The sequence below is a fragment of the Natrinema sp. H-ect1 genome (assembly GCF_041821105.1).
Taxonomy (GTDB): Archaea; Halobacteriota; Halobacteria; order Halobacteriales; family Natrialbaceae; genus Natrinema; species Natrinema thermotolerans.
Window position 1 is genome coordinate 544,987 of the sequence record NZ_JBGUBA010000002.1, and the last position, 18,585, is coordinate 563,571.

The window sequence follows — 18,585 nt, forward strand, 5'->3', positions numbered from 1 at the left end:
GTCACTCGGACGATGCCGGCCGCAAGACGGCGTTTTCGATCTCGCCGCCCGCATCGAGCGCTGCGAGGTTGCCCGCGACGATGTCAGCCAGCCGATCCCAGTGTTTGGGGGTGTGACCGCCGGTGTGGGGCGTGATGAGACAGTTCTCGAGGTCCCACAGCGGGTGATCGGCCGGCAGCGGTTCGGGGTCGGTGACGTCCAGGGCCGCCCCGCGGATCCCCTCGGACTGTAGCGCCGAAAGCAACGCGTCGGTGTCGACGATGCCACCGCGGGCCGCGTTGACGATCACGGCGTTCGGGGGGAGCGTCGCCAGTTCCGCCTCGCCGACGAGCCCGCGGGTCAGGTCGTTGAGCGGGCACGCAAGGACCACGTAGTCGCTCCGGGCGAAGGCCTCGTGGACGTCGTCCTCGTCGAACCCGAGTACCTCGTCGGTCGGTCCGCCCTTCTCCGGGGTGTAGCGGATCCCGATCGTCTCGACCTCGAACCCCGCGAGCCGTTGGACGACCGCCTGTCCGATCGAGCCCAGCCCGACGACCGTGACGGTGCTGTCCGTGAACTCGTGGGACTGGAAGTGTCGCCACTCGCCGTTTTCCTTGCGCCGCCACCCCTCGTGGAGCCGGCGGGCGAACACGAGCATGTTCCCGATCGTCTGCTCGGCGATCCCAGGGGCGTGGATGCCGCCCGCGTTCGTCACGGTCACGCCGCGATCGGCCAGCGCGTCCATCGGCACGTGATCGGTGCCGGCGAAGGTACACGCGAACAGCTCGAGCCGGTCGGCCCGCTCGAGGAGCGCCTCGTCGATCGAGATCCCGGTCACGACCCGGGCCTGCGGGATCAGTTCGCGTTCTTCTTTCGGCGTGCGTGCGAGCGCGACGGTGTGGTCCGGCAGTCGCTCGCGCAGTCGCTCGGCGTACGATTCCATCGACAGCCCTTCCGTTCCCTCGCGGAGAACGACAACGTCCGGCTCCGGACTCATTGTCCGACGATCGTCATCGACTCCCTTATCCTTTTTGTGTAGTCGTCGTAAACACTCATTGTGTATAATTAAGTCCCTGGGGCGCGTCAGCCTCTCGCATGACCGAGCCGATCCAGGACCGACTCGTGACGGTTCGTCGTAGCTTCCACCGCCACCCCGAGCCCGCGTGGCGCGAGTACCTCACGACGGCCCGCCTCGTCGAAGAGATCCGGGCCATCGGCGTCGACGAACTGGCCGTCGGCCCCGACGCCTACGACCCCGCCGACCGAATGGCCGTCCCCGACGCCGACCTCGAGCCGTGGGTCGAGCGCGCCCGCGAGCGCGGCGCGGACGAGGCCCTCTTGGAGCGCATGACCGGCGGCAACACCGGCGCGGTGGCGGTCCTCGAGCGCGGCGAGGGGCCGGCGATCGGCCTACGCGTCGACATCGACGGGCTGTTCATCGAGGAGTCGACCGACCCGGATCACGACCCCGTCGACGAGGGCTTTCGCTCGGAGATCGAGGGCACGATGCACGCCTGCGGCCACGACGTCCACATGACCTGGGGGCTGGCCGTCCTCGAGGCCATCGCTGAGAGCGACTTCGCGGGCCGACTGGTGGTTTTCTTCCAGCCCGCCGAGGAGACCGGCGGCGGCGGCTGTCCGATGGCCAAAAGCGAGTTCGCCGACGACCTGGACTACCTGCTCGCGGTCCACGTCGGACTCGACCACCCCACGGGCGAGGTGATCGCGGGGATCGAGAAGCCGCTGGCGATGTGTCACGTCGACGTGACGATCGAGGGGACCTCCGCGCACGCGGGCAAGGCCCCGAACGAGGGGGCAAACGCCATGCACGCCATGGGGGCGGGGATCGTCAACGCCTACGAGATTCCCCGCCACAGCGACGGGATGACGCGGGTGAACGTCGGCAAGGCCGAGGCCGGTACCGCGAGCAACGTCATCGCCGAACGCGCCCACATGGAAGCCGAGGCCCGCGGCGAGACCACCGAGCTGATGGAGTACATGAAACGCCGCTTCGAGCGGACGATGCGGTCCGCGGCAAAGATGCACGGCTGCCGGGCCGACGTCGAGGTGGTCAGCGAGTCACCCCGGGCCGACAGCGATCCCGAACTGCAGGCGCTGGTGGGCGAGGTTGCCGGCGGCGTCGCGGGCGTTGACCACGTGGTGCCGGCCGCCGACTTCGGCGCGAGCGAGGACGCGACCTTCCTGATGGAACGGGTTCAGGAAGACGGCGGGCTGGCGACGTACATGATCGTCGGCACCGACCATCCCACGAGCCACCACACGCCGACCTTCGACGTCGACGAACGGAGCCTCCAGCACGGCGTCGACGTCCTGGTCGGGACGATCCGGGAACTCGAGGCCCGGCATCCGGTCCCACAGGTCGACACGGGGGACGCGACGCCGGCCGACGACGCGAGCGCGGAGGCCGGTGAATGAACGGGGGCGACGCGGCGAGCGGTGCGGACGACCCCCCGGTCACGCTCGCGGATGTCGAAGCCGCCCGCGAGCGCATCGCCGACGTCGTCCATCGGACCCCACTCGACACCTCGCGAACCTTCGCCGAGATGAGCGGGGCGGCGTCGGTCGGGCTCAAACTCGAGACAGCCCAGCGGACCGGCTCGTTCAAGATCCGCGGGGCCTACAACCGGATGGCACAGCTCTCGGCCGCGGAGCGCGAGGCGGGGGTCATCACTGCGAGCGCGGGCAATCACGCCCAGGGCGTGGCGCTGGCGGGCGACCTGCTCGGGATCGAGACGACGATCGTCGTCCCCGAGATCACCCCCGCGGCGAAGATCGAGGCCACCCGCGGCTACGGGGCCGCGGTCGTCGTCGAGGGCGAGGTCTACGAGCGCTCCTACGAATACGCGCTCGAGCGAGCCGCCGAGACCGGCGAAACGTTCGTCCACCCCTTCGACGACGAAGCCGTCGTCGCCGGACAGGGGACGATCGGCCTCGAGTTGCGCGAGCAGTTCCCCGAGATCGACACCGTCCTCGTGTCGATCGGCGGGGGCGGGCTCATCGGCGGCATCGGCACGGTACTGAAAGCGATCGACCCCGAAACGCGGGTGATCGGTGTCCAGCCCGAGGGGGCCGCCCACGCCAATCCCTCGCTCGAGGCCGACGAGATCCGCCAACTCGACACGGTCGACACCGTCGCGGAGGGGATCGCCGACGCCCGCATGCTCGAGACGACCTTCGAGATCGCCCGCGAGGTCGTCGACGACGCCGTCAGCGTGAGCGACCGTGAGATCGCCGCCGCCGTGACCCTGCTCGCCGAACGGGCCAAGACCGTCGCCGAGGCCGCCGGGGCCACACCGCTTGCCGCCGCGCTCTCGGACGGTCTCGACCTCGAGGGCGACCGCGTCGCGGTCGTCGTCTCGGGCGGCAACGTCGATCTCACTGACCACGCCGAACTGACTCGGACCGGCCTCCACGAACTCGGGCGCTACGCCGAGGCCAGGCTCGCGCTCGCGGGCTGGCCGACGGCGGTCGGGGACGTGGTCGAGACGGTCGAATCCGAAGGGGCCGAACTCGACGTCCTCGAGCGCGCCCGCCGGACCGCCGTCGACGACCCCAACCGAACGCCCGTGACGATCGGTCTCGCGGGCAGCGGTCCCGCCCATCTCGCGGGCGTGTTCGAGGAACTGGCGGCGCTCGAGGGCGTCTCGGTCGTCGAGCGCTCGCTCGAGTGACGGCGCTCGGAGCCGACGCGAGTACCGGCGGCGAAAACGAGCGTTCGCGGCCGCTTACTCCAGTTCCGCCTGCATGTCCGCGACGGCCGCCTCGTAGGCCTCGTGGGCGCGATCGAGGTCGATGGGATCGGAGATCATGCTGAAGAACCCGTGGATCATGTCGTCGTAGTTGTGGTACTCGACGGGGACGCCCGCGTCCTCGAGTCGGTCGGCGTAGTTCGCACCGATGTCGCGAAGCGGGTCGAAGCCGGCGGTGAGGACCGTCGCGGGCGGCAGCCCCGAGAGGTCGGCCGCGAACAGGGGGAAGGCGTAGATATTCCCCATCTCGATCTCGGTCTCGAAGTAGTGGTCCCGGAACCACTCCATGTCCGCTTCGGTGAGGAAATAGCCCTCTTTGTTCTCCTCGTAGGCTTCGGTCGCGGGCGCGTCGCCGACGCTGGGGTAGATCAGCAGCTGATAGGCGATGTCGGGGCCGCCCTGATCCCGGACGAGCAGCGACAGTCCCGCCGCGAGGCCGCCGCCGGCGCTGTCGCCGCCCACGATGATCCTGTCCGGATCAGCGCGGAGTTCGTCGGCTTCCTCGGCGACCCACTCGAGGGCGGCGTAACAATCTTCGAGGCCCTCGGGGAACGGGTGGTCCGGCGCGAGCCCGTAATCGACGCTGACGACGGGGTACCCGGTGTCGTTGGCCAGTTTCCTGCAGACGCCGTCGTGGGTATCGACGCTTCCGACGACCCACCCACCCCCGTGGAAGTACAGGATCAGCGGCCGGTCCTCGCCCTGGGTGCCGGGGTCGTAGCTCCGGACGACGAGGTCGCCGTGTGGCCCGTCGATCGTGTGATCTTCGACGGACTCGAGTTCGATATCGGGCTCGTCAGTGACGCGCATCTCCTCGAACATCTGGCGGGCCTCCACTGGCGAAATCTCGCTGAACTCGGGGGTGTCGAGCGACTCGTAGAGTTCCAGAAACGCCTGCACGTTCGGATGCGGCTCGTCGGCTCTGGATGGTGTCATCGTGGGGCACACTTCTCTCGGAGGACAAAAACCTACCTGCAGCGGCAGCCGGGAACCCGCTGCTGCCCGGTGATCGCGGGAACGGACCTCGCTCGAGCGGCCGTCGATCGCGTTCCACACCGCTTATTTCGGTCCGGCGCGCCCTCTCGAGCATGACGAATCAGGACCTCATCGACGCCCTCCGCGCGGCCGACGCCGTGCAGTTCGGCGAGTTCGAACTCTCCCACGGCGGCACCAGCGAGTACTACGTCGACAAGTACCTCTTCGAGACCGAGCCGGACTGTCTCGAGGCAATCAGCGAGGCCTTCGCCGAGCGGCTCGCACCCGACGACAAACTCGGCGGCGTCGCGCTCGGTGGGGTCCCGCTGGCGGCGGCGACCAGCGTCGCGGCCGGCGTCCCCTACGTCATCGCGCGCAAGCAGCGCAAAGAGTACGGGACGGCCAATCTCGTCGAGGGCCGGCTCGAGGACGGCGAGGAAGTCGTCGTCGTCGAGGACATCGTGACGACGGGGACGAGCCTCGTGGAAGCCGTCGAGGCGCTGCGGGAGGCGGGCGCGACCGTCGAGCGCGCGCTGGTCGTCGTCGACCGAGAGGAAGGCGGCCGCGAGAACGTCGAAGACGCCGGCATCGAGATGGAGGCGCTGGTGACCGCGAGCGACCTGCTCGACTCGCAGTGAATTCGTCAGGGATCGACGGCTACTGCCCGTAGGACTCGAACTGCTCGAGGACCGTCTCGAGTTGCGCGTCCGAGAGCGTCGTCGGCTCGAGGCCGGCCGCGCGGGTCTGGAGGTACAGGCGCGCGAGGCTCTCGACGTGATGCGTGTTTTCGAGCGCGGTCTCTATGTCCGACGCCGTGACGACGAGGCCGTGGTTTTCGACGAGCGTCGCGGTCGCCTCGGCCTCGTCCATCGCCCGGACGATGTTCGCTGCGAGTTCGTCGGTACCGTAGGGCGCGTACTCGGCGACGGGGACGCGCTTGCCGACCGCGACGATCATGTAGTGGATCGGCGGCAGCGGCTCGCGGGCGACGGCCAGGGTCGTCGCCCACGGCGAGTGGGTGTGGACGATCGCGCCGACGTCCTCGCGCCGATAGATCGCGGCGTGCATGGGCACCTCGCTGCTCGGGGCCATCCGCCCGTCGCGGACCTCGCTGTCGGTCCCGACGACCGGGACGTCCTCGACGCCGAAACCATCGTAGGGGACGCCGGTCGGCGTGACCGCGAAGGCGTCGCCGCGCTCGCCGTCGCGAACGCTCAAATTACCCGTTCGCCCGGGCGTCAGTTCCGCGAGTTCCGGTGCGGACTCGACCACCGCCCGGCGTTCGGGCTCGAGGATCACAGCACCACCTCCGGCAGGGCCGCGACCGAATCGATCCGATGGTCCGGTTCTCGGTCGCCCTCGAGCGGCCCGTCGGGGTCGTCACCGTCGGCGCTGAACAGCACCGTCTCGAGGCCGACCGCGTTGGCCCCGACGATATCGGCTTCGACGTTGTCGCCCACCATCACCGCCTCGGACGGGCGACGATCGAGGCGCGACAGCGCCAGGGTGAACATGACCGAGCCGGGTTTCTCGCGGCCCGTCTCCTCGGAGGTCACCAGCAGGTCGAGATCGTCACCGAGCCCCACCGCCTCGAGTTTCTCGAGTTGGGTTCGCGCCGTGAAATTCGTGACGATCCCGACGTCGACTCCCCGGTCTCGCAACGATTCGAGGGTCGCTTCGACACCCGGAACGAGTTCCATCGCGTCGATGTATGCCGTCCAGTATGCCTCGCCGAGCGCGAGCGCCTCGGTCGGCTTCGGTCGGCCGGTGTGGCGCTCGAGCGCGCCTTTGAAGTAGAGGTACCGATCGTGAGATGCCGCCGTGCCGGGCACTTCGCGCTTTATCGCCCGCCGCCCCTTCTGATAGAACGCCTCGAACCCCTCGCGATCGAAGTCGTAGCCCAGTTCCCGCGCGGCCTCTCGAGCGGCGTTTTTCCCTGCTCGATTACACGGCGCGTAGGGATAGAACGTGTTGTCGAAGTCGAAAAGGACGGCCTTGGCGCGCATATCCCATCGTCAATGGGAAGGGAAAAACGAGTACCGGTACCTGATACTCTTTCGAAGCGACTCGGCGGAATTACTGTGCCACCACGGTGTGTCGATACTGAAACCGTACCATCGCTCTCGACAGAAACACTACTATTTATATTATCTAAATTTAGATTATATAACAACACATCGGACGATGGCTGAGATCGTAGTAGTCCTCTTTCTGATTATTGTATTCATTCCCGCATTTCTGGTCTTTGCAGTCTATCTTTGCTACCTCGGCGCGCGTGATCTGCAAACGTTTTGGACGATCGTTACCACTACTCCACAATCCATCGACGAAATTACCGCCCAAAGAGGACCGATCGAAGTGGAAGGAACGGCGATTCCATCGGACGAACACGGAACCGTTACCGGGCTTTTCACCGAAACGGACTGCCTCGTATACACGTACAGCGCGCAGGGGAGGCCGGGTTCGGGTCCGGACGACGCGCGGCGGTCGGACGACGGGAAATTCGACGTACTCGACGAGGGGACGGAGTACACGAAATTCTACGTCGAAGACGAAACGGGACGGGTACTCGTCGATCCGGCCGGTGCGACGTTCGAATTGACGCCGGAATCGTACTACAACGCGCCGCTGAGCGATACCCCGACGCCGGTCAAGGAGTACATGCAACGGCATCCGGAAACACGACCGCCGGACACGCTGATTCATCCCGTAATATCGCATTTCCTACGGAACCACAATCGATTCGTCGAACGCCGACTGGATATCGGCGACACGGTCTACATTACAGGCTACAAGCGGACCGATACCGGGTGGGGGACTGATGAGATAATCGTCGATACCGGACCGAACGAATCCGAATTCGTCATCTACGACAGATCAAAACGATGGACCGCGTTCGAGTACGGCATATACGGGCTTGGAAAAGTGATCGCGAGCCTCATTTTGGCCATAATGATGTTGATTCTTCTCCACGAAAACCTCCAGTATCTCCTCTGAGACGGTGACGTGCTACCGTCCTCTTCGAATTGAAGTTCGGTTTCGTTACTCACCACACGACCTGCTCGGTCCCCGTCGTACCGCCACGCGTTGGATTCGAACGCCCCCATCGCATACCATCACAACGCTTTTACCCCACTCGAGACTACGCGTAGCCACGATGGTAGGTGTCCGTTTTACACGCCGGGCTCATGCCCGCTTCTAACTCACACCTACCGTTTGTTGTGTCGGCCGTGATCGACCGACAGACGGTGGGATCGGCTCGCCCGTCGACGGACACGCCACCGGCGTTTTCCACGCAGTTACAACACCCACACCAGCTACACCCATGTCAGAATCAGATTCTCAGTCACAGGAACGGATAACGGTCGTACTGCCCGACGGCTCCGAACTCGAGGTCGACGCCGACGCCACCGTCGAGGATTGTGCGTACGAGATCGGCCCCGGCCTCGGCAGCGACACCGTCGCCGGCAAGCTCGACGGCGACCTCGTCGCCAAGGAGGAACCGGCCTACGACGGTGCCGAACTCGAGATCATCACCGACGGTAGCGAGGAGTACCTCGAGGTCATGCGCCACTCGGCGGCCCACTGTCTCGCACAGGCGGTCGAGCGCCTGTACGACGAGGACGCGGTCAAACTCGCGATCGGCCCGCCGACGGACGAGGGCTTCTACTACGACTTCGACAACCTCGAGATCGACGAGGAGGACCTCGCCGACCTCGAGGCCGAGATCGAGTCGATCATCGACGAGGACTACGACATCGAGCGCGAGGTCGTCTCGATCGACGAGGCCGAAGAACGCCTCGCGGGCGAGCCCTACAAGCTCGAGTTGCTCGAGGAATTCGCCGACGAGAACGACACCGTCACGTTCTACAAACAGGGCGAGTGGGAGGACCTCTGTGCCGGCCCCCACGTCGACTCGACCGGCGAGATCGGCGTCGTCGAACTCCTCGAGATCGCCGGGGCCTACTGGCGCGGCGACGAGGACAACACGATGCAGACCCGCATCTACGGGACCGCCTTCGAGGACGAGAGCGACCTTGAGGACTTCCTCGAGCGCAAACGGGAGGCGGAAAAGCGCGATCACCGCCGGATCGGCAACGAGATGGATCTCTTTTCGATCCAGGACGTGACCGGCCCCGGACTGCCGCTGTATCACCCCGCCGGGAAGACCGTCCTCTCGGAACTCGAGGGGTTCGTCAAGGATCTCAACGAGGACGCGGGCTACGACTACGTCGAGACGCCCCACGTCTTCAAGACGGACCTCTGGCACCGGTCGGGCCACTACGAGAACTATCAGGACGACATGTTCATCTTCGACGTCGGCGACGACGAGTTCGGTCTGAAGCCGATGAACTGTCCCGGCCACGCCGCCATCTTCCAGGACCACTCCTGGAGCTACCGGGACCTGCCGATCCGCTACGCCGAGAACGGCAAGGTCTATCGAAAAGAGCAGCGCGGCGAACTCTCGGGACTCTCGCGGGTCTGGGCCTTCACGATCGACGACGGCCACCTCTTCATCCGGCCCGACCAGATCAGACAGGAGGTCGAGGAGATCATGGACATGATCACCGACGTCCTCGAAACGTTCGACCTCGACTACGAGATGGCGCTTGCGACCCGTCCCGAGAAGTCCGTCGGCAGCGACGAGATCTGGGACCGTGCCGAGGAGCAACTCGAGAACGTCCTCGAGAACCGCGCCCACGACTACGAGATCGAGGAGGGCGACGGCGCGTTCTACGGCCCGAAGATCGACTTCGCGTTCGAGGACGCCATCGGCCGCTCGTGGGACGGCCCCACGGTCCAACTGGACTTCAACATGCCCGAGCGGTTCGACCTGAACTACGTCGGCGAGGACAACGAGGAACACCGCCCGGTCATGATCCACCGCGCGCTCTACGGCAGTTACGAGCGCTTCTTCATGATGCTCATCGAGCACTACGAGGGCCGATTCCCGCTGTGGCTCGCGCCCGAGCAGGTCCGGGTGCTGCCGATCTCCGACGACAACCTCGGCTACGCCCACCGCGTCGCGAACGAGTTCGACGACTTCCGCGTCGAAGTCGACGGCCGCGACTCCACCCTCGAGCGAAAGATCCGCGCGGCCCACGACGATCGGGTTCCGTACCAGATCATCGTCGGTGACAACGAGGAGGAAGACGGCAACATCTCGGTGCGGGACCGCTTCGAGGACCAGGAGTACGACGTCGAGATCGAGGAGTTCCGGGAGCACCTCGAGGGCGAACGCGACGAGCAGCGGACGGAACCGGACTTCCTGCAGGACGAGTAGCGTCGCAGGCTGTACCGCAATGTTGACCTCGGTGTTCGTGAATTTATCCGCGTGCAGTTAGTCACAGCTGGGTACTTCTTCTCGATACGTCATCTCCCGCTCATCTCCATAGTAAAGGATGATTCCCCGGGGAATGCTCGGATGTGGTGGACATTCCGGTTCGGTAGGTACAGAAACGACACCGTTTGCACCGTCATCGGTTCGGTACTCGACAGTACGGATCTCATCGGGGATCGGGTCGGTGATAAATGAATGACTCTTTGTCACTTCGCGTTTGTCTTCGTAGATGACGGTGCCGTTCTCCGCTCTGGCTGTAAATTCGAACGTCGTCGTCTCGTTCTCGTAATATGAATTGGTTAGCACAATCTGTGCTTTATTCTCATATTTATGTTCCTCGTCGTAGAGCAAGTCTTGACAGCCGGCAGTTGCAGTAATTACCGTAGTTGCTACAATCCCGACAAATCCACGCCGATAGTGCAATTTGTTTTCGTTCATAAATGGTTAGATGGCTCTCTATCCTGTCTCATAATAATATCATCGAGTGTAAGTGAACGTGCTGAATCAAGGGGCCAAATACAATTAATTATCAATCAGTATGGTCGATTAGAGTACCTCGTCGACCCGTATTTCGAACGTATCTCGGTCAGTGTCGTCTGCACCTCGAGTATGTTGGAAGCGCTGGTACGCTTCGAATCGCTCTGAGTTTGCCGAGATATCGAACGACGGCGGATATCCAACCGAGATATCTGGTTTCGTCCGACTCCCTTTCCAGACGTATGTAAACATCGCGGAGAGCCGAGTGTAATCGACGAACTCGGGTCCTTTCTCGAGCATAATTCCCGTCGTCGCCGTTGGTGTCCATTCCGTTTCATCACCGGTAGGACCGTTATCGTAGGCCATGTGGTAGCCATCGACCTCGATACCGACTCCCTTGCCCGAGTAGGTGCCTCCGATGAACCTCGTGTACGGCTTCTCTTCGGCGATCGCACACGGAACTGACTCGCAACCTTCCCAAGGAGGCATGTACGGCATCAGTCTATCGCCGTCATCCCAGGCTAATGTGAGGACATCCGTCGGCCATCTGGGCCCAATATATTCTTCATATGCGTTAGAACTTCTCCACAGACGGAGGTAGTCTTCCGGATCCTCGGGGTGATAGCCACTTTTGTAGTCTGACCTCCATCCATAGCGGTACTTCGTGTAAAACGTATAATCGAAAATCTCCCCTCTGGGGTTGTACGTCAACTGAAACTTGACGTCGATATTCGCATCCTCGCCACACACACGCGGTTTAACGCAATAGTTTGGTTGTGCTTCTTGACCACTTGTTCCGCTATGTTGAGCTTCGATACCCGTACCAGCACTTCCTACACCACTGTTCTGTATTCCTCCAATCTCATCGTCGTTCGCTAACCCGACTGTACCTTCGCTGTGTGGCAACCCAAGGCTATCGAGATAGTCATCCCGTGCATCCATACCTTCCTGTTTACCGATCCGTCTCGCTTCGTCCATTTGCCGTGCGAACTGTCGCCGTGGGTCCTCATCGTCGGTGGCGACTACTTGACCACTGGCCGAGAGCGCAGTAAGTGTAACACCTGTCGATCGAAGTATCGCACGTCTACTTGGTCTTTTTCTCATCGCATTCATACAAATAGTTAGTAATTATATAATAGTATCTATCTTATATTATAACACAGAATGAAATATATGAAGGTGAAAAACCAATTCTTATAGGTTTGGTGACCGTTTGGTTGCTAATGTCCCATTCGTTCTAGCTATTTCTAATCATGATAATTTCTGGTTGAGTGCGATGAAACAGTAGAGGATATCTACAACCGAGGCCCACTGATTCGTGACGACGCCCACAGCAGACATCGCTCGACGACTGTGCCGACCGACGAAAAGAGCATCGGTACCCTGGCGACACGTGGATATGAACGGACATGCTCGAGACGTTCGATCTCGATCATGAGCTGGCGCTGGTGACCGCTCTTTCGACGTCGTTCCGCAGTTATGGTGCCTCGAGCGTGATGAAACCCATCGGCCGGTGGAGACTCAGAATGATCACGGGGCATGTGATTTCGAGTCGGCTTGCCGGCGGCCGCCGCGGACAACACATATCTGTGGTGATCGACGGCACGTCTTCGATCGTAATACCCATAGTTACGGAATCGTGCATATCTGTATGAACAGAGCCGAGAAAGCAGCCCTCCAGTTGCGGGCCGTCGACGTGTTACGCATGTTGAAAGAGACTCGGACCTACGACGAACTCGCCGAGACGACCGGGCTTCCGGCGGGCGATCTCAATCGGTACGTCAACGGGCACGTTCTCCCCGGAACCGATCGCGCGCGCGAGGTCGTCGAGGAACTCGGTCGGGAGGCGCTGGCGGCGGAACTCGACGCGCGAATCGCCGTCGACGACGAGGGGTACGTCGACAACAGCGCGACCGTCTTCGACCAACCGTTCCTCGATCTGGCCGCGCCCGTCGTGGCCAACGGGTTCGACTTCGATCGACCGGACGTGGTTCTCACCGCCGCGACTGACGGGATCACGCTCGCGGCCGCGCTCGCGAGTTACTACGGGGTCCGCTGTGCCTACGCGAAAAAGAGCAAGGAGACCGCCGTCGAGGAGTTCATCGAGGCCCGCCAGCGCCTGCAGTCGGGGATCGAACTCACCTACTACCTGCCCGCCTCGGCCATCGATCCCGGCGAGTCGGTGCTGGTCGTCGACGACCTCATCCGTTCGGGCGAGACGCAGGAACTCCTGTTGGACATCGCTCACACCGCCGAAGCCGACGTCGCCGGCGTTTTCGCGCTCATCGCCGCCGGCGAGGACGGTATCGAACGCGCCCGCGGTCGGACCGACGCGCCAGTCGGTGCGCTCACGAGCGTCGCCCCGACGACGGACCGGGTAACGAACGACTGACCGCCCGCCCTGCATTTCGTCCGTCGACGGAACGAACGCGCAGTGTTCCAGACCGGAAACGTGAAAGCGTTGTTTTCGACGCCGCGTTCGTTAAAACGCCTCGAGAAACCGCCCGAGGGGAACCGTGTGAACGATTGGCACATTATTAATCATTAGGTTTATGGTGGTCCCTCCAGTTTGTGGTGGTACGCACATGACCGAGACAGTCATCCTCGGCGTGATCGGTTCCGACGCTCACGTCGTCGGGATCACCATCCTGGAACAGGCGCTGGAGGCAGCCGGATTCGACGTCGTCAATCTGGGGGTTCAGAGTTCCCAGGAGGAGTTCGTCGAAGCCGCGTCCGCCAACGATGCCGAGGCTGTACTCGTCTCGTCGCTCTACGGCCACGCCAAACAGGACTGTGAGGGCTTCCACCAGCGAATCGCCGAGTCCGATCTCGATGTCACGACCTACATCGGCGGCAACCTCGCCGTCGGACAGGACGACTTCGAGGAGACCCGCAAGTTCTTCCGCGAGATGGGGTTCGATCGGGTCTTCGACTCCGAGACCGACCCCGAGGAGGCCATCGACGCGCTGATGGCCGATCTGGATATGCGCTCGACCGAGAGCGAACAGGAAAGTCAGACCATCTCGGCGTAAGCCGACCGATCACGTCTTCTCCGCTGTCGCTATCGTACCCACTGAGCCGACGCTATCGTTCGGTAGTGGCCACTGTTCGTTCGATTCGTCTCGAGCGAGCGGCGGCCGGATCAGCGAACGATCGTCACCGGGACCGGCGACCGCCGAGCGACCGTCTCGGCAACGCTCCCGAGTAAAATGCGGCTCGCGCCGGTCCGACCGTGACTCCCGATCACGATGTGGTCCATGTCGTGTTCGGCCGCGTAATCCACGATCGTCCGCGAGACGCCGCCGACGACGTGGTCCGTCTCGATCTCGAGCCCGTGGTCGGCAGCCTGTTCTCGCGCCGTCTCGAGGATGTTCTCGGCCCGTTCCTCGTGGTGGTCCTGTATCTCGTCGTAGTTGGCCATCGCGGTCCCCTCCACACCGGTCACGGCGTAGAAGTCGCCCGGATCGAGGACGTGAATCGCGGTGATCGTCGCCTCGGGATACTCGCGACAAGCGAACTCGAGGGCTTCCGTCGATTGGTTCGAGTCGTCGACCGCCACGAGGACGTTGTCTGCCATGCGCGCTGGTACATCGGCCTACCGAATAAGTCCACCTCTGAATCCGACGGTACGGGAGTTGCCGCCAGCGTCCGTTCGGTCGCTTTCGGTGGGACTCGAAATCGTGCCCACCTCGTCCGCGCGGGCGGCCTCACGTGGACACGGCAGCGCAGCCGCTGTCGAAGTCGGTCGCGAAAGAAACGTGTTTGTTTACCGTCGTGACTGCGCGTTACTTCGCGCGTCCCTGACCGCCGGTGTTGGAGGGACGGACCTTCTCCGCGCCCTTGCCACGGTTGTTGAGGCCACGGTTGGCCTTGCCGGCGTTGGTGAGGCCGCGGAACGCGCGGTTGGTGTGATCGTCGTCACAGATCCAACTGAGGTCGTCGTCGTTCTCGATTGCGGGGTGGTTCGGATCCACGAGGATCGCTTCGAACCACTTCTGCGAGCCGTCTTCACCGACCCAGTAGCTGTTGAGAACGCGCAGGTTGGGGTACTTCCGGGAGACGCGTTCCTCGCCGATGCGCTGGATGTTCTTGCGCCGCCCGATGCGGTTGACACCCTGGCGCTTCGAGCGCCGACCGGCGGTGAACCGTTCCTTCCGGGCGGTCCCTTTGCGGACCGAGACCCGGACCACGACGATGCCCTGCTTGGCCTTGTAGCCGAGTTCGCGTGCCTTGTCCAGTCGCGTCGGGCGCTCGATGCGCTCGATAGCGCCCTGATCGCGCCACTCCTGTTTGCGCTGCCACTGTAGCTCCCCGAGCTTGCCGTCGTCGGGGTCCTTCCATGCGTCCTTGATGTGGGAATAGAAGCTTTCTGCCATTGTATTCACCCGCGGGCGTTTGCTGGTTCAATCCCGACCGGGGCCGAGCCCCGCGGATCACATCCCGACCTGTGACGCGGCGTCGTGCAGGTGCCCGCTGATGCCCGCGAACCAGCGAGTCTACCCTCTCTTCCCGGCTCTCGAGTATAAGCGCTTCGAACTCCGGGAACGCGGCGATCACCCCTCGAGAGCGGGCCTCGCGTCGCCGACCGATCACGTGGTATCTCTGCCGACGAGGACCCCAATTTCATATACCGAAATCTGGTTTATTCGGGACACGCTCGAGACGAATCGCCGGTCGCACCGGATCAGGGGACGACGGCCGTCGCGACGACCCGTCCGACCGCTCCCGTGGACGGTTCGAACGTCGGGTCCGCCGATCCTCGTCCGCGAGGAGCCGCCCGCTATCCGGGCGTTCTTCCGCGACCGGCTGGTACCGATCCATACCATCCGAGGCAACTCTATAGGGGTGCGCTCGAGGCGATGACAACGAAAATAGATCGTTCGACGGGCCGATCAAATCGCCGTGAACCGCGTTCCGGACTGGCAGTCCTCCGGTACCCGCGGCTACGCGTCGACCTCGAGCGAGTCGAACGCGCCGGCCTCGATCTCGCGAGCGAGATCGTCGGCCTCGAGGTCGTCGGGGACGTGCTGGGGGTACTTCCGCCGGAAGTAGCCCACGATGTTGGTCAAATCGCGCCGAAGGAACTCGCCGGCGTTCTCGTGGTCGGTCGGGACCGCCTGGGGCCAGTCGAAGATCGTCACGCCGCCCTCGTCGACGAAGACGTTGTACTCGCTCATGTCCGCGTGGACGTAACCCGTCTCGTAGGCTTCGGCGATCTCGCTGACGAGCAACTCGAGGACGCCCAGCACCTGCTCGCCCTCGAGTCGGGTCCGCGAGAGTTCGACGCCGTCCATCTTCTCCATGACGATGGCGTGGCGGTTCTGCCCGATCGGCTGGGGGACCGCCACGTCGGGGTAGAGTTCCTCGAGGATGTCGTACTCGCGTTCGGCCGCCTTCCGGGCGGTGTACATCCACGAGACGTGGTCGTTGTCCGAGGTATAGTCGCGTTCCTTGTGGACCTCCCGGAAGTTCGTATACCCCTCGCGGTGGTATTTCAGGGCCAGGGGCTTGTACGAGCGGACCTCGTAGACGTCGCTTTCCTTGCCGACGCCAAGCGGCGAGCCGAATTCCGAGATCGTATCCTGTTCGACCAGCGCCCGCAAGGCGAGGGTATCGTAGCCCTCGAACTGCAGTGTATACCCCTCGTACTGGATCGTCTTTCGCTCGACCAGCCCGCGCTTGAGACACCGCTCGAGGCGGTACTCGACCTCCTCGTCGGGCAGGTCGGCGAACTTCGGGAGCTTCTCCCGCTGGACCCACTCGGAGAAGCGCATCCCCTGCTCGACGCCCGAGAGGAGATAGAAGTCCTCGTCCTCGAGTTCCGGGAGCAACCCGGCGACGTTGCGCACCATACGCGCCGATAGCCGGCGTGTACGTAAAAACGGCGTGACGCGGCTCCGGTGTCGGCGACGCGACTCGGGCTGGTGATGCCGACTGGGACGGGATCGGCGCATGGGGTGGCTCGGAGCCACGGTGCCACCGCGGTTCGACCCGACGCTCGGCCGGGATAAATCGAATACCGATATACGAAAACCGAGGTACGTCGGAATCGATTTCCATCTCGTCCCCATTGCCTCACGTATGACCGACCGCACCGATCGGGACTGGCGGCTAATCCGGGACGAGCCCCGCGACGGGGCGACGCAGATGGCCCTCGAGGAGATCGCCGCGCGGACGGCCCTCGAAGACGGCCTGCGAACGGTACGGACCTACTCGTGGGAACCGAGTACGCTCTCGCTGGGATACCGACAGGACGCCGACACCGTCGACTGGGACTTTTGCGAGCGCGAGGGGATCGACGTCACCCGCCGACAGACCGGCGGCGGCGGGATCTATCACGACCGTTACGCCGACATTTCCTACACGATCGTCGCGCCCGCCGACGAGGTCCCGGGGGATCTGATGGACTGTTACGAACTGTTCTGCAAGCCGATCCTCGAGGCGTTCGACCGACTGGGCGTCGACGCCGACTTCGCCGCGGCCGAGCAGGACGCGATCTATCACCCGTCCTGCTATCTGCGCGATATCAACCCGGCCCACGACATCGTCGCGCCCGCCGGTGCGGGGGCGGACGCGAGGAAAATCAGCGGCAACGCCCAGTACCGCCAGCGCGACGTAGTCATCCAGCACGGCTCGATCAGCTACGACCTCGAGCCGCAGGCCCACGTCGGCGTCTTCGACACCGACCTCGCGGAGTCGACGTTCACCGACCGGGTAACGAGCGTCCGCGACGAAGTCGGGGTCGATCGCGAGGCGGCCGTCGACGCGATCGCGGGCGCGCTGGGTGACTGGTGTGACGCCGACGAATCGACCTGGCGCGAGGGCGAACTCGAGGCGGCCCGCGATCTCGCCGCCCGGAAGTTCGGGGCCGACGAATGGGTCCGTGATCGGGAGGTCCTCGAAGTGGGTGGGCAGTGACGGAAAGACGCCAAGCACGGCTCGAGCGGGCGGTTCGGTAGCGCGTGCCGTACCGCGATGGCCGACAGTAGATCGCAGGAGAACACCGCGCGACGGTTCGCTACCGGTGAACCGTCGCACAGCACGCGCCACGGCAGGTCCGGCGGCCGGTCGGAGCGACACCGTCAGTCGATCGAATCGGGGCGGTCCGTTATACCTATCACGGCCCGGTACTGACCGGCAGGCATGACGATGAAGGTCGGCGCACACGTCTCGATCTCCGGCTCGCGCGTCTCTTCCGACGACGAAACACCGCCGTACGACGATCTCCGCAACGCCGTCCACCGCCAACTCGCTTTCGGCGGCAACTGTGGCCAGATCTTTACCACCTCGCCACAAGTCTGGCAACAACCCGAAATCGGCGACGAGGCCGCTGACGGGTTCCGGGAAGAGACCGACGAGGAACTCGAGGGGCCGTGGGTGATCCACTCCTCGTATCTCGTCAATCTCTGCACGCCAAAAGACGACCTCCGCCGGAAGTCCAAAGAGAGCATGCAGGCGGAACTCGACGCCGCCGAGCGACTGGGAATTCCCTACGTCAACGTCCACCTCGGGGCACACACCGGCGCGGGCGTCGAGGGCGGCCTCGACAACGCGGCGAGCCTGATCGACGACCTCGAGGTGCCCGAGGACGTGCAGATCCTCATCGAATCCGACGCGGGCAGCGGGACGAAACTCGGCGGCGAGTTCGACCATCTGGCGGGGATCATCGATCGCACCGAGACCGATATCGGGATCTGTATCGACACCGCCCACACGCTGGTCGCGGGCAACGACCTCACGACGCCCGAGGCGGTCGACGAGACCGTCGGCCGGTTCGACGACGTGGTCGGCCTCGAGTACCTCGAGTACATTCACCTCAACGACTCGAAACACGACGTGGGCACCCACAAGGACGAACACGCCCACATCGGCGAGGGCTACATCGGCGAGGACGGAATGAAAGCGATCGTCAACCACCCCGACCTGCGGGAGCTTCCCTTTGCCCTCGAGACGCCGACCGAGGACGGCCGCGGCTTCGCGTGGAACATCGAAAAGGTCCGGGAACTGCGCGACGACGCATAGGCCGACGCTTCGCGAAACCGA

At 63.8% G+C, this 18,585-nt stretch carries 19 protein-coding genes; 10 read left to right on the plus strand and 9 right to left on the minus strand.

Annotated elements, in window-relative coordinates; all coding sequences use genetic code 11:
* Position 1 precedes the first annotated feature (1 nt).
* Positions 2 to 976: an NAD(P)-dependent oxidoreductase gene (locus ACERIM_RS06960; RefSeq protein ID WP_373631850.1), complete on the minus strand. Its 975-nt coding sequence runs from the start codon at positions 974 to 976 to the stop codon at positions 2 to 4.
* Between the two features lie 98 nt (positions 977 to 1,074).
* On the opposite strand from ACERIM_RS06960, the gene ACERIM_RS06965 reads away from it, so the two are divergent.
* Together ACERIM_RS06965 and ilvA are read left to right on the plus strand one after the other, a co-directional pair.
* A complete protein-coding gene (locus ACERIM_RS06965) occupies positions 1,075 to 2,415 on the plus strand; it encodes an amidohydrolase (RefSeq protein ID WP_373631851.1) in 1,341 nt (446 codons plus the stop codon).
* Positions 2,412 to 3,671 (plus strand): threonine ammonia-lyase, encoded by a 1,260-nt coding sequence (gene ilvA, locus ACERIM_RS06970; RefSeq protein ID WP_373631852.1) that lies wholly within the window; start codon positions 2,412 to 2,414, stop codon positions 3,669 to 3,671. The genes ACERIM_RS06965 and ilvA overlap by 4 nt, the downstream gene beginning before the upstream one ends.
* Before the next feature lie 54 nt (positions 3,672 to 3,725).
* Here the strand turns inward: ilvA and ACERIM_RS06975 are convergent, their stop codons facing one another.
* Positions 3,726 to 4,685, minus strand: a complete 960-nt coding sequence (locus tag ACERIM_RS06975) for an alpha/beta hydrolase (protein ID WP_373631853.1) — start codon at positions 4,683 to 4,685, stop codon at positions 3,726 to 3,728.
* A 152-nt stretch (positions 4,686 to 4,837) separates the two neighbouring features.
* Between ACERIM_RS06975 and pyrE the strand changes: the two genes are divergently transcribed.
* The gene (gene pyrE / locus ACERIM_RS06980) at positions 4,838 to 5,362 is read left to right on the plus strand and encodes an orotate phosphoribosyltransferase (protein WP_049966008.1); all 525 of its coding nucleotides are present in this window, start codon (positions 4,838 to 4,840) and stop codon (positions 5,360 to 5,362) included.
* 19 nt (positions 5,363 to 5,381) lie between these two features.
* On the opposite strand, the gene ACERIM_RS06985 is transcribed toward pyrE, so the two are convergent.
* Together ACERIM_RS06985 and ACERIM_RS06990 are read right to left on the minus strand one after the other, a co-directional pair.
* Entirely contained in the window at positions 5,382 to 6,023 is a 642-nt protein-coding gene (locus ACERIM_RS06985; RefSeq protein ID WP_373631854.1) for a class II aldolase/adducin family protein, read from the minus strand.
* The gene (locus ACERIM_RS06990) at positions 6,020 to 6,730 is read right to left on the minus strand and encodes an HAD family hydrolase (RefSeq protein ID WP_373631855.1); all 711 of its coding nucleotides are present in this window, start codon (positions 6,728 to 6,730) and stop codon (positions 6,020 to 6,022) included. The genes ACERIM_RS06985 and ACERIM_RS06990 overlap by 4 nt, the downstream gene beginning before the upstream one ends.
* 178 nt (positions 6,731 to 6,908) lie before the next feature.
* On the opposite strand from ACERIM_RS06990, the gene ACERIM_RS06995 reads away from it, so the two are divergent.
* On the plus strand, positions 6,909 to 7,721 hold the full coding sequence (locus ACERIM_RS06995; RefSeq protein ID WP_373631856.1) for a hypothetical protein: 813 nt from the start codon (positions 6,909 to 6,911) through the stop codon (positions 7,719 to 7,721).
* Between the two features lie 328 nt (positions 7,722 to 8,049).
* Positions 8,050 to 10,008: a threonine--tRNA ligase gene (gene thrS / locus ACERIM_RS07000; RefSeq protein ID WP_373631857.1), complete on the plus strand. Its 1,959-nt coding sequence runs from the start codon at positions 8,050 to 8,052 to the stop codon at positions 10,006 to 10,008.
* A 57-nt stretch (positions 10,009 to 10,065) separates the two neighbouring features.
* Here the strand turns inward: thrS and ACERIM_RS07005 are convergent, their stop codons facing one another.
* Both ACERIM_RS07005 and ACERIM_RS07010 read right to left on the minus strand, forming a co-directional pair.
* On the minus strand, positions 10,066 to 10,503 hold the full coding sequence (locus ACERIM_RS07005) for a hypothetical protein (protein WP_373631858.1): 438 nt from the start codon (positions 10,501 to 10,503) through the stop codon (positions 10,066 to 10,068).
* A 108-nt stretch (positions 10,504 to 10,611) separates the two neighbouring features.
* Positions 10,612 to 11,484 (minus strand): hypothetical protein, encoded by an 873-nt coding sequence (locus ACERIM_RS07010; protein WP_373631859.1) that lies wholly within the window; start codon positions 11,482 to 11,484, stop codon positions 10,612 to 10,614.
* Between the two features lie 467 nt (positions 11,485 to 11,951).
* Here ACERIM_RS07010 and ACERIM_RS07015 point away from each other — a divergent pair, with 467 nt between their 5' ends.
* From ACERIM_RS07015 to glmS, 3 genes are all read left to right on the plus strand, one after another.
* On the plus strand, positions 11,952 to 12,197 hold the full coding sequence (locus tag ACERIM_RS07015; RefSeq protein ID WP_373631860.1) for a hypothetical protein: 246 nt from the start codon (positions 11,952 to 11,954) through the stop codon (positions 12,195 to 12,197).
* The gene (locus tag ACERIM_RS07020; RefSeq protein WP_006650923.1) at positions 12,194 to 12,934 is read left to right on the plus strand and encodes a phosphoribosyltransferase family protein; all 741 of its coding nucleotides are present in this window, start codon (positions 12,194 to 12,196) and stop codon (positions 12,932 to 12,934) included. Before ACERIM_RS07015 ends, ACERIM_RS07020 begins: the two co-directional genes overlap by 4 nt.
* Positions 12,935 to 13,127: 193 nt before the next feature.
* A complete protein-coding gene (glmS, locus tag ACERIM_RS07025; protein WP_006180101.1) occupies positions 13,128 to 13,574 on the plus strand; it encodes a methylaspartate mutase subunit S in 447 nt (148 codons plus the stop codon).
* Between the two features lie 110 nt (positions 13,575 to 13,684).
* Here the strand turns inward: glmS and ACERIM_RS07030 are convergent, their stop codons facing one another.
* From ACERIM_RS07030 to ACERIM_RS07040, 3 genes are all read right to left on the minus strand, one after another.
* Positions 13,685 to 14,119, minus strand: a complete 435-nt coding sequence (locus tag ACERIM_RS07030; protein WP_373631861.1) for a universal stress protein — start codon at positions 14,117 to 14,119, stop codon at positions 13,685 to 13,687.
* 208 nt (positions 14,120 to 14,327) lie between these two features.
* The gene (locus ACERIM_RS07035) at positions 14,328 to 14,918 is read right to left on the minus strand and encodes a 50S ribosomal protein L15e (RefSeq protein WP_006180099.1); all 591 of its coding nucleotides are present in this window, start codon (positions 14,916 to 14,918) and stop codon (positions 14,328 to 14,330) included.
* A gap of 567 nt (positions 14,919 to 15,485) precedes the next feature.
* On the minus strand, positions 15,486 to 16,394 hold the full coding sequence (locus ACERIM_RS07040; RefSeq protein WP_373631862.1) for a serine/threonine-protein kinase RIO2: 909 nt from the start codon (positions 16,392 to 16,394) through the stop codon (positions 15,486 to 15,488).
* 229 nt (positions 16,395 to 16,623) lie between these two features.
* On the opposite strand from ACERIM_RS07040, the gene ACERIM_RS07045 reads away from it, so the two are divergent.
* Positions 16,624 to 17,460 (plus strand): biotin/lipoate A/B protein ligase family protein, encoded by an 837-nt coding sequence (locus tag ACERIM_RS07045; protein WP_373631863.1) that lies wholly within the window; start codon positions 16,624 to 16,626, stop codon positions 17,458 to 17,460.
* Between the two features lie 231 nt (positions 17,461 to 17,691).
* The gene (locus ACERIM_RS07050) at positions 17,692 to 18,564 is read left to right on the plus strand and encodes a deoxyribonuclease IV (protein WP_373632012.1); all 873 of its coding nucleotides are present in this window, start codon (positions 17,692 to 17,694) and stop codon (positions 18,562 to 18,564) included.
* Positions 18,565 to 18,585 lie beyond the last annotated feature (21 nt).

Coding starts and splice junctions, on each gene's coding strand:
- ACERIM_RS06960 (WP_373631850.1), bottom strand. CDS start 976: ATGAGTCCGGAGCCGGACGTTGTCGTTCTCCGCGAGGGAACGGAAGGG.
- ACERIM_RS06965 (WP_373631851.1), top strand. CDS start 1,075: ATGACCGAGCCGATCCAGGACCGACTCGTGACGGTTCGTCGTAGCTTC.
- ilvA (WP_373631852.1), top strand. CDS start 2,412: ATGAACGGGGGCGACGCGGCGAGCGGTGCGGACGACCCCCCGGTCACG.
- ACERIM_RS06975 (WP_373631853.1), bottom strand. CDS start 4,685: ATGACACCATCCAGAGCCGACGAGCCGCATCCGAACGTGCAGGCGTTT.
- pyrE (WP_049966008.1), top strand. CDS start 4,838: ATGACGAATCAGGACCTCATCGACGCCCTCCGCGCGGCCGACGCCGTG.
- ACERIM_RS06990 (WP_373631855.1), bottom strand. CDS start 6,730: ATGCGCGCCAAGGCCGTCCTTTTCGACTTCGACAACACGTTCTATCCC.
- ACERIM_RS06995 (WP_373631856.1), top strand. CDS start 6,909: ATGGCTGAGATCGTAGTAGTCCTCTTTCTGATTATTGTATTCATTCCC.
- thrS (WP_373631857.1), top strand. CDS start 8,050: ATGTCAGAATCAGATTCTCAGTCACAGGAACGGATAACGGTCGTACTG.
- ACERIM_RS07005 (WP_373631858.1), bottom strand. CDS start 10,503: ATGAACGAAAACAAATTGCACTATCGGCGTGGATTTGTCGGGATTGTA.
- ACERIM_RS07010 (WP_373631859.1), bottom strand. CDS start 11,484: ATGGATGCACGGGATGACTATCTCGATAGCCTTGGGTTGCCACACAGC.
- ACERIM_RS07015 (WP_373631860.1), top strand. CDS start 11,952: ATGCTCGAGACGTTCGATCTCGATCATGAGCTGGCGCTGGTGACCGCT.
- ACERIM_RS07020 (WP_006650923.1), top strand. CDS start 12,194: ATGAACAGAGCCGAGAAAGCAGCCCTCCAGTTGCGGGCCGTCGACGTG.
- glmS (WP_006180101.1), top strand. CDS start 13,128: ATGACCGAGACAGTCATCCTCGGCGTGATCGGTTCCGACGCTCACGTC.
- ACERIM_RS07030 (WP_373631861.1), bottom strand. CDS start 14,119: ATGGCAGACAACGTCCTCGTGGCGGTCGACGACTCGAACCAATCGACG.
- ACERIM_RS07035 (WP_006180099.1), bottom strand. CDS start 14,918: ATGGCAGAAAGCTTCTATTCCCACATCAAGGACGCATGGAAGGACCCC.
- ACERIM_RS07040 (WP_373631862.1), bottom strand. CDS start 16,394: ATGGTGCGCAACGTCGCCGGGTTGCTCCCGGAACTCGAGGACGAGGAC.
- ACERIM_RS07045 (WP_373631863.1), top strand. CDS start 16,624: ATGACCGACCGCACCGATCGGGACTGGCGGCTAATCCGGGACGAGCCC.
- ACERIM_RS07050 (WP_373632012.1), top strand. CDS start 17,692: ATGAAGGTCGGCGCACACGTCTCGATCTCCGGCTCGCGCGTCTCTTCC.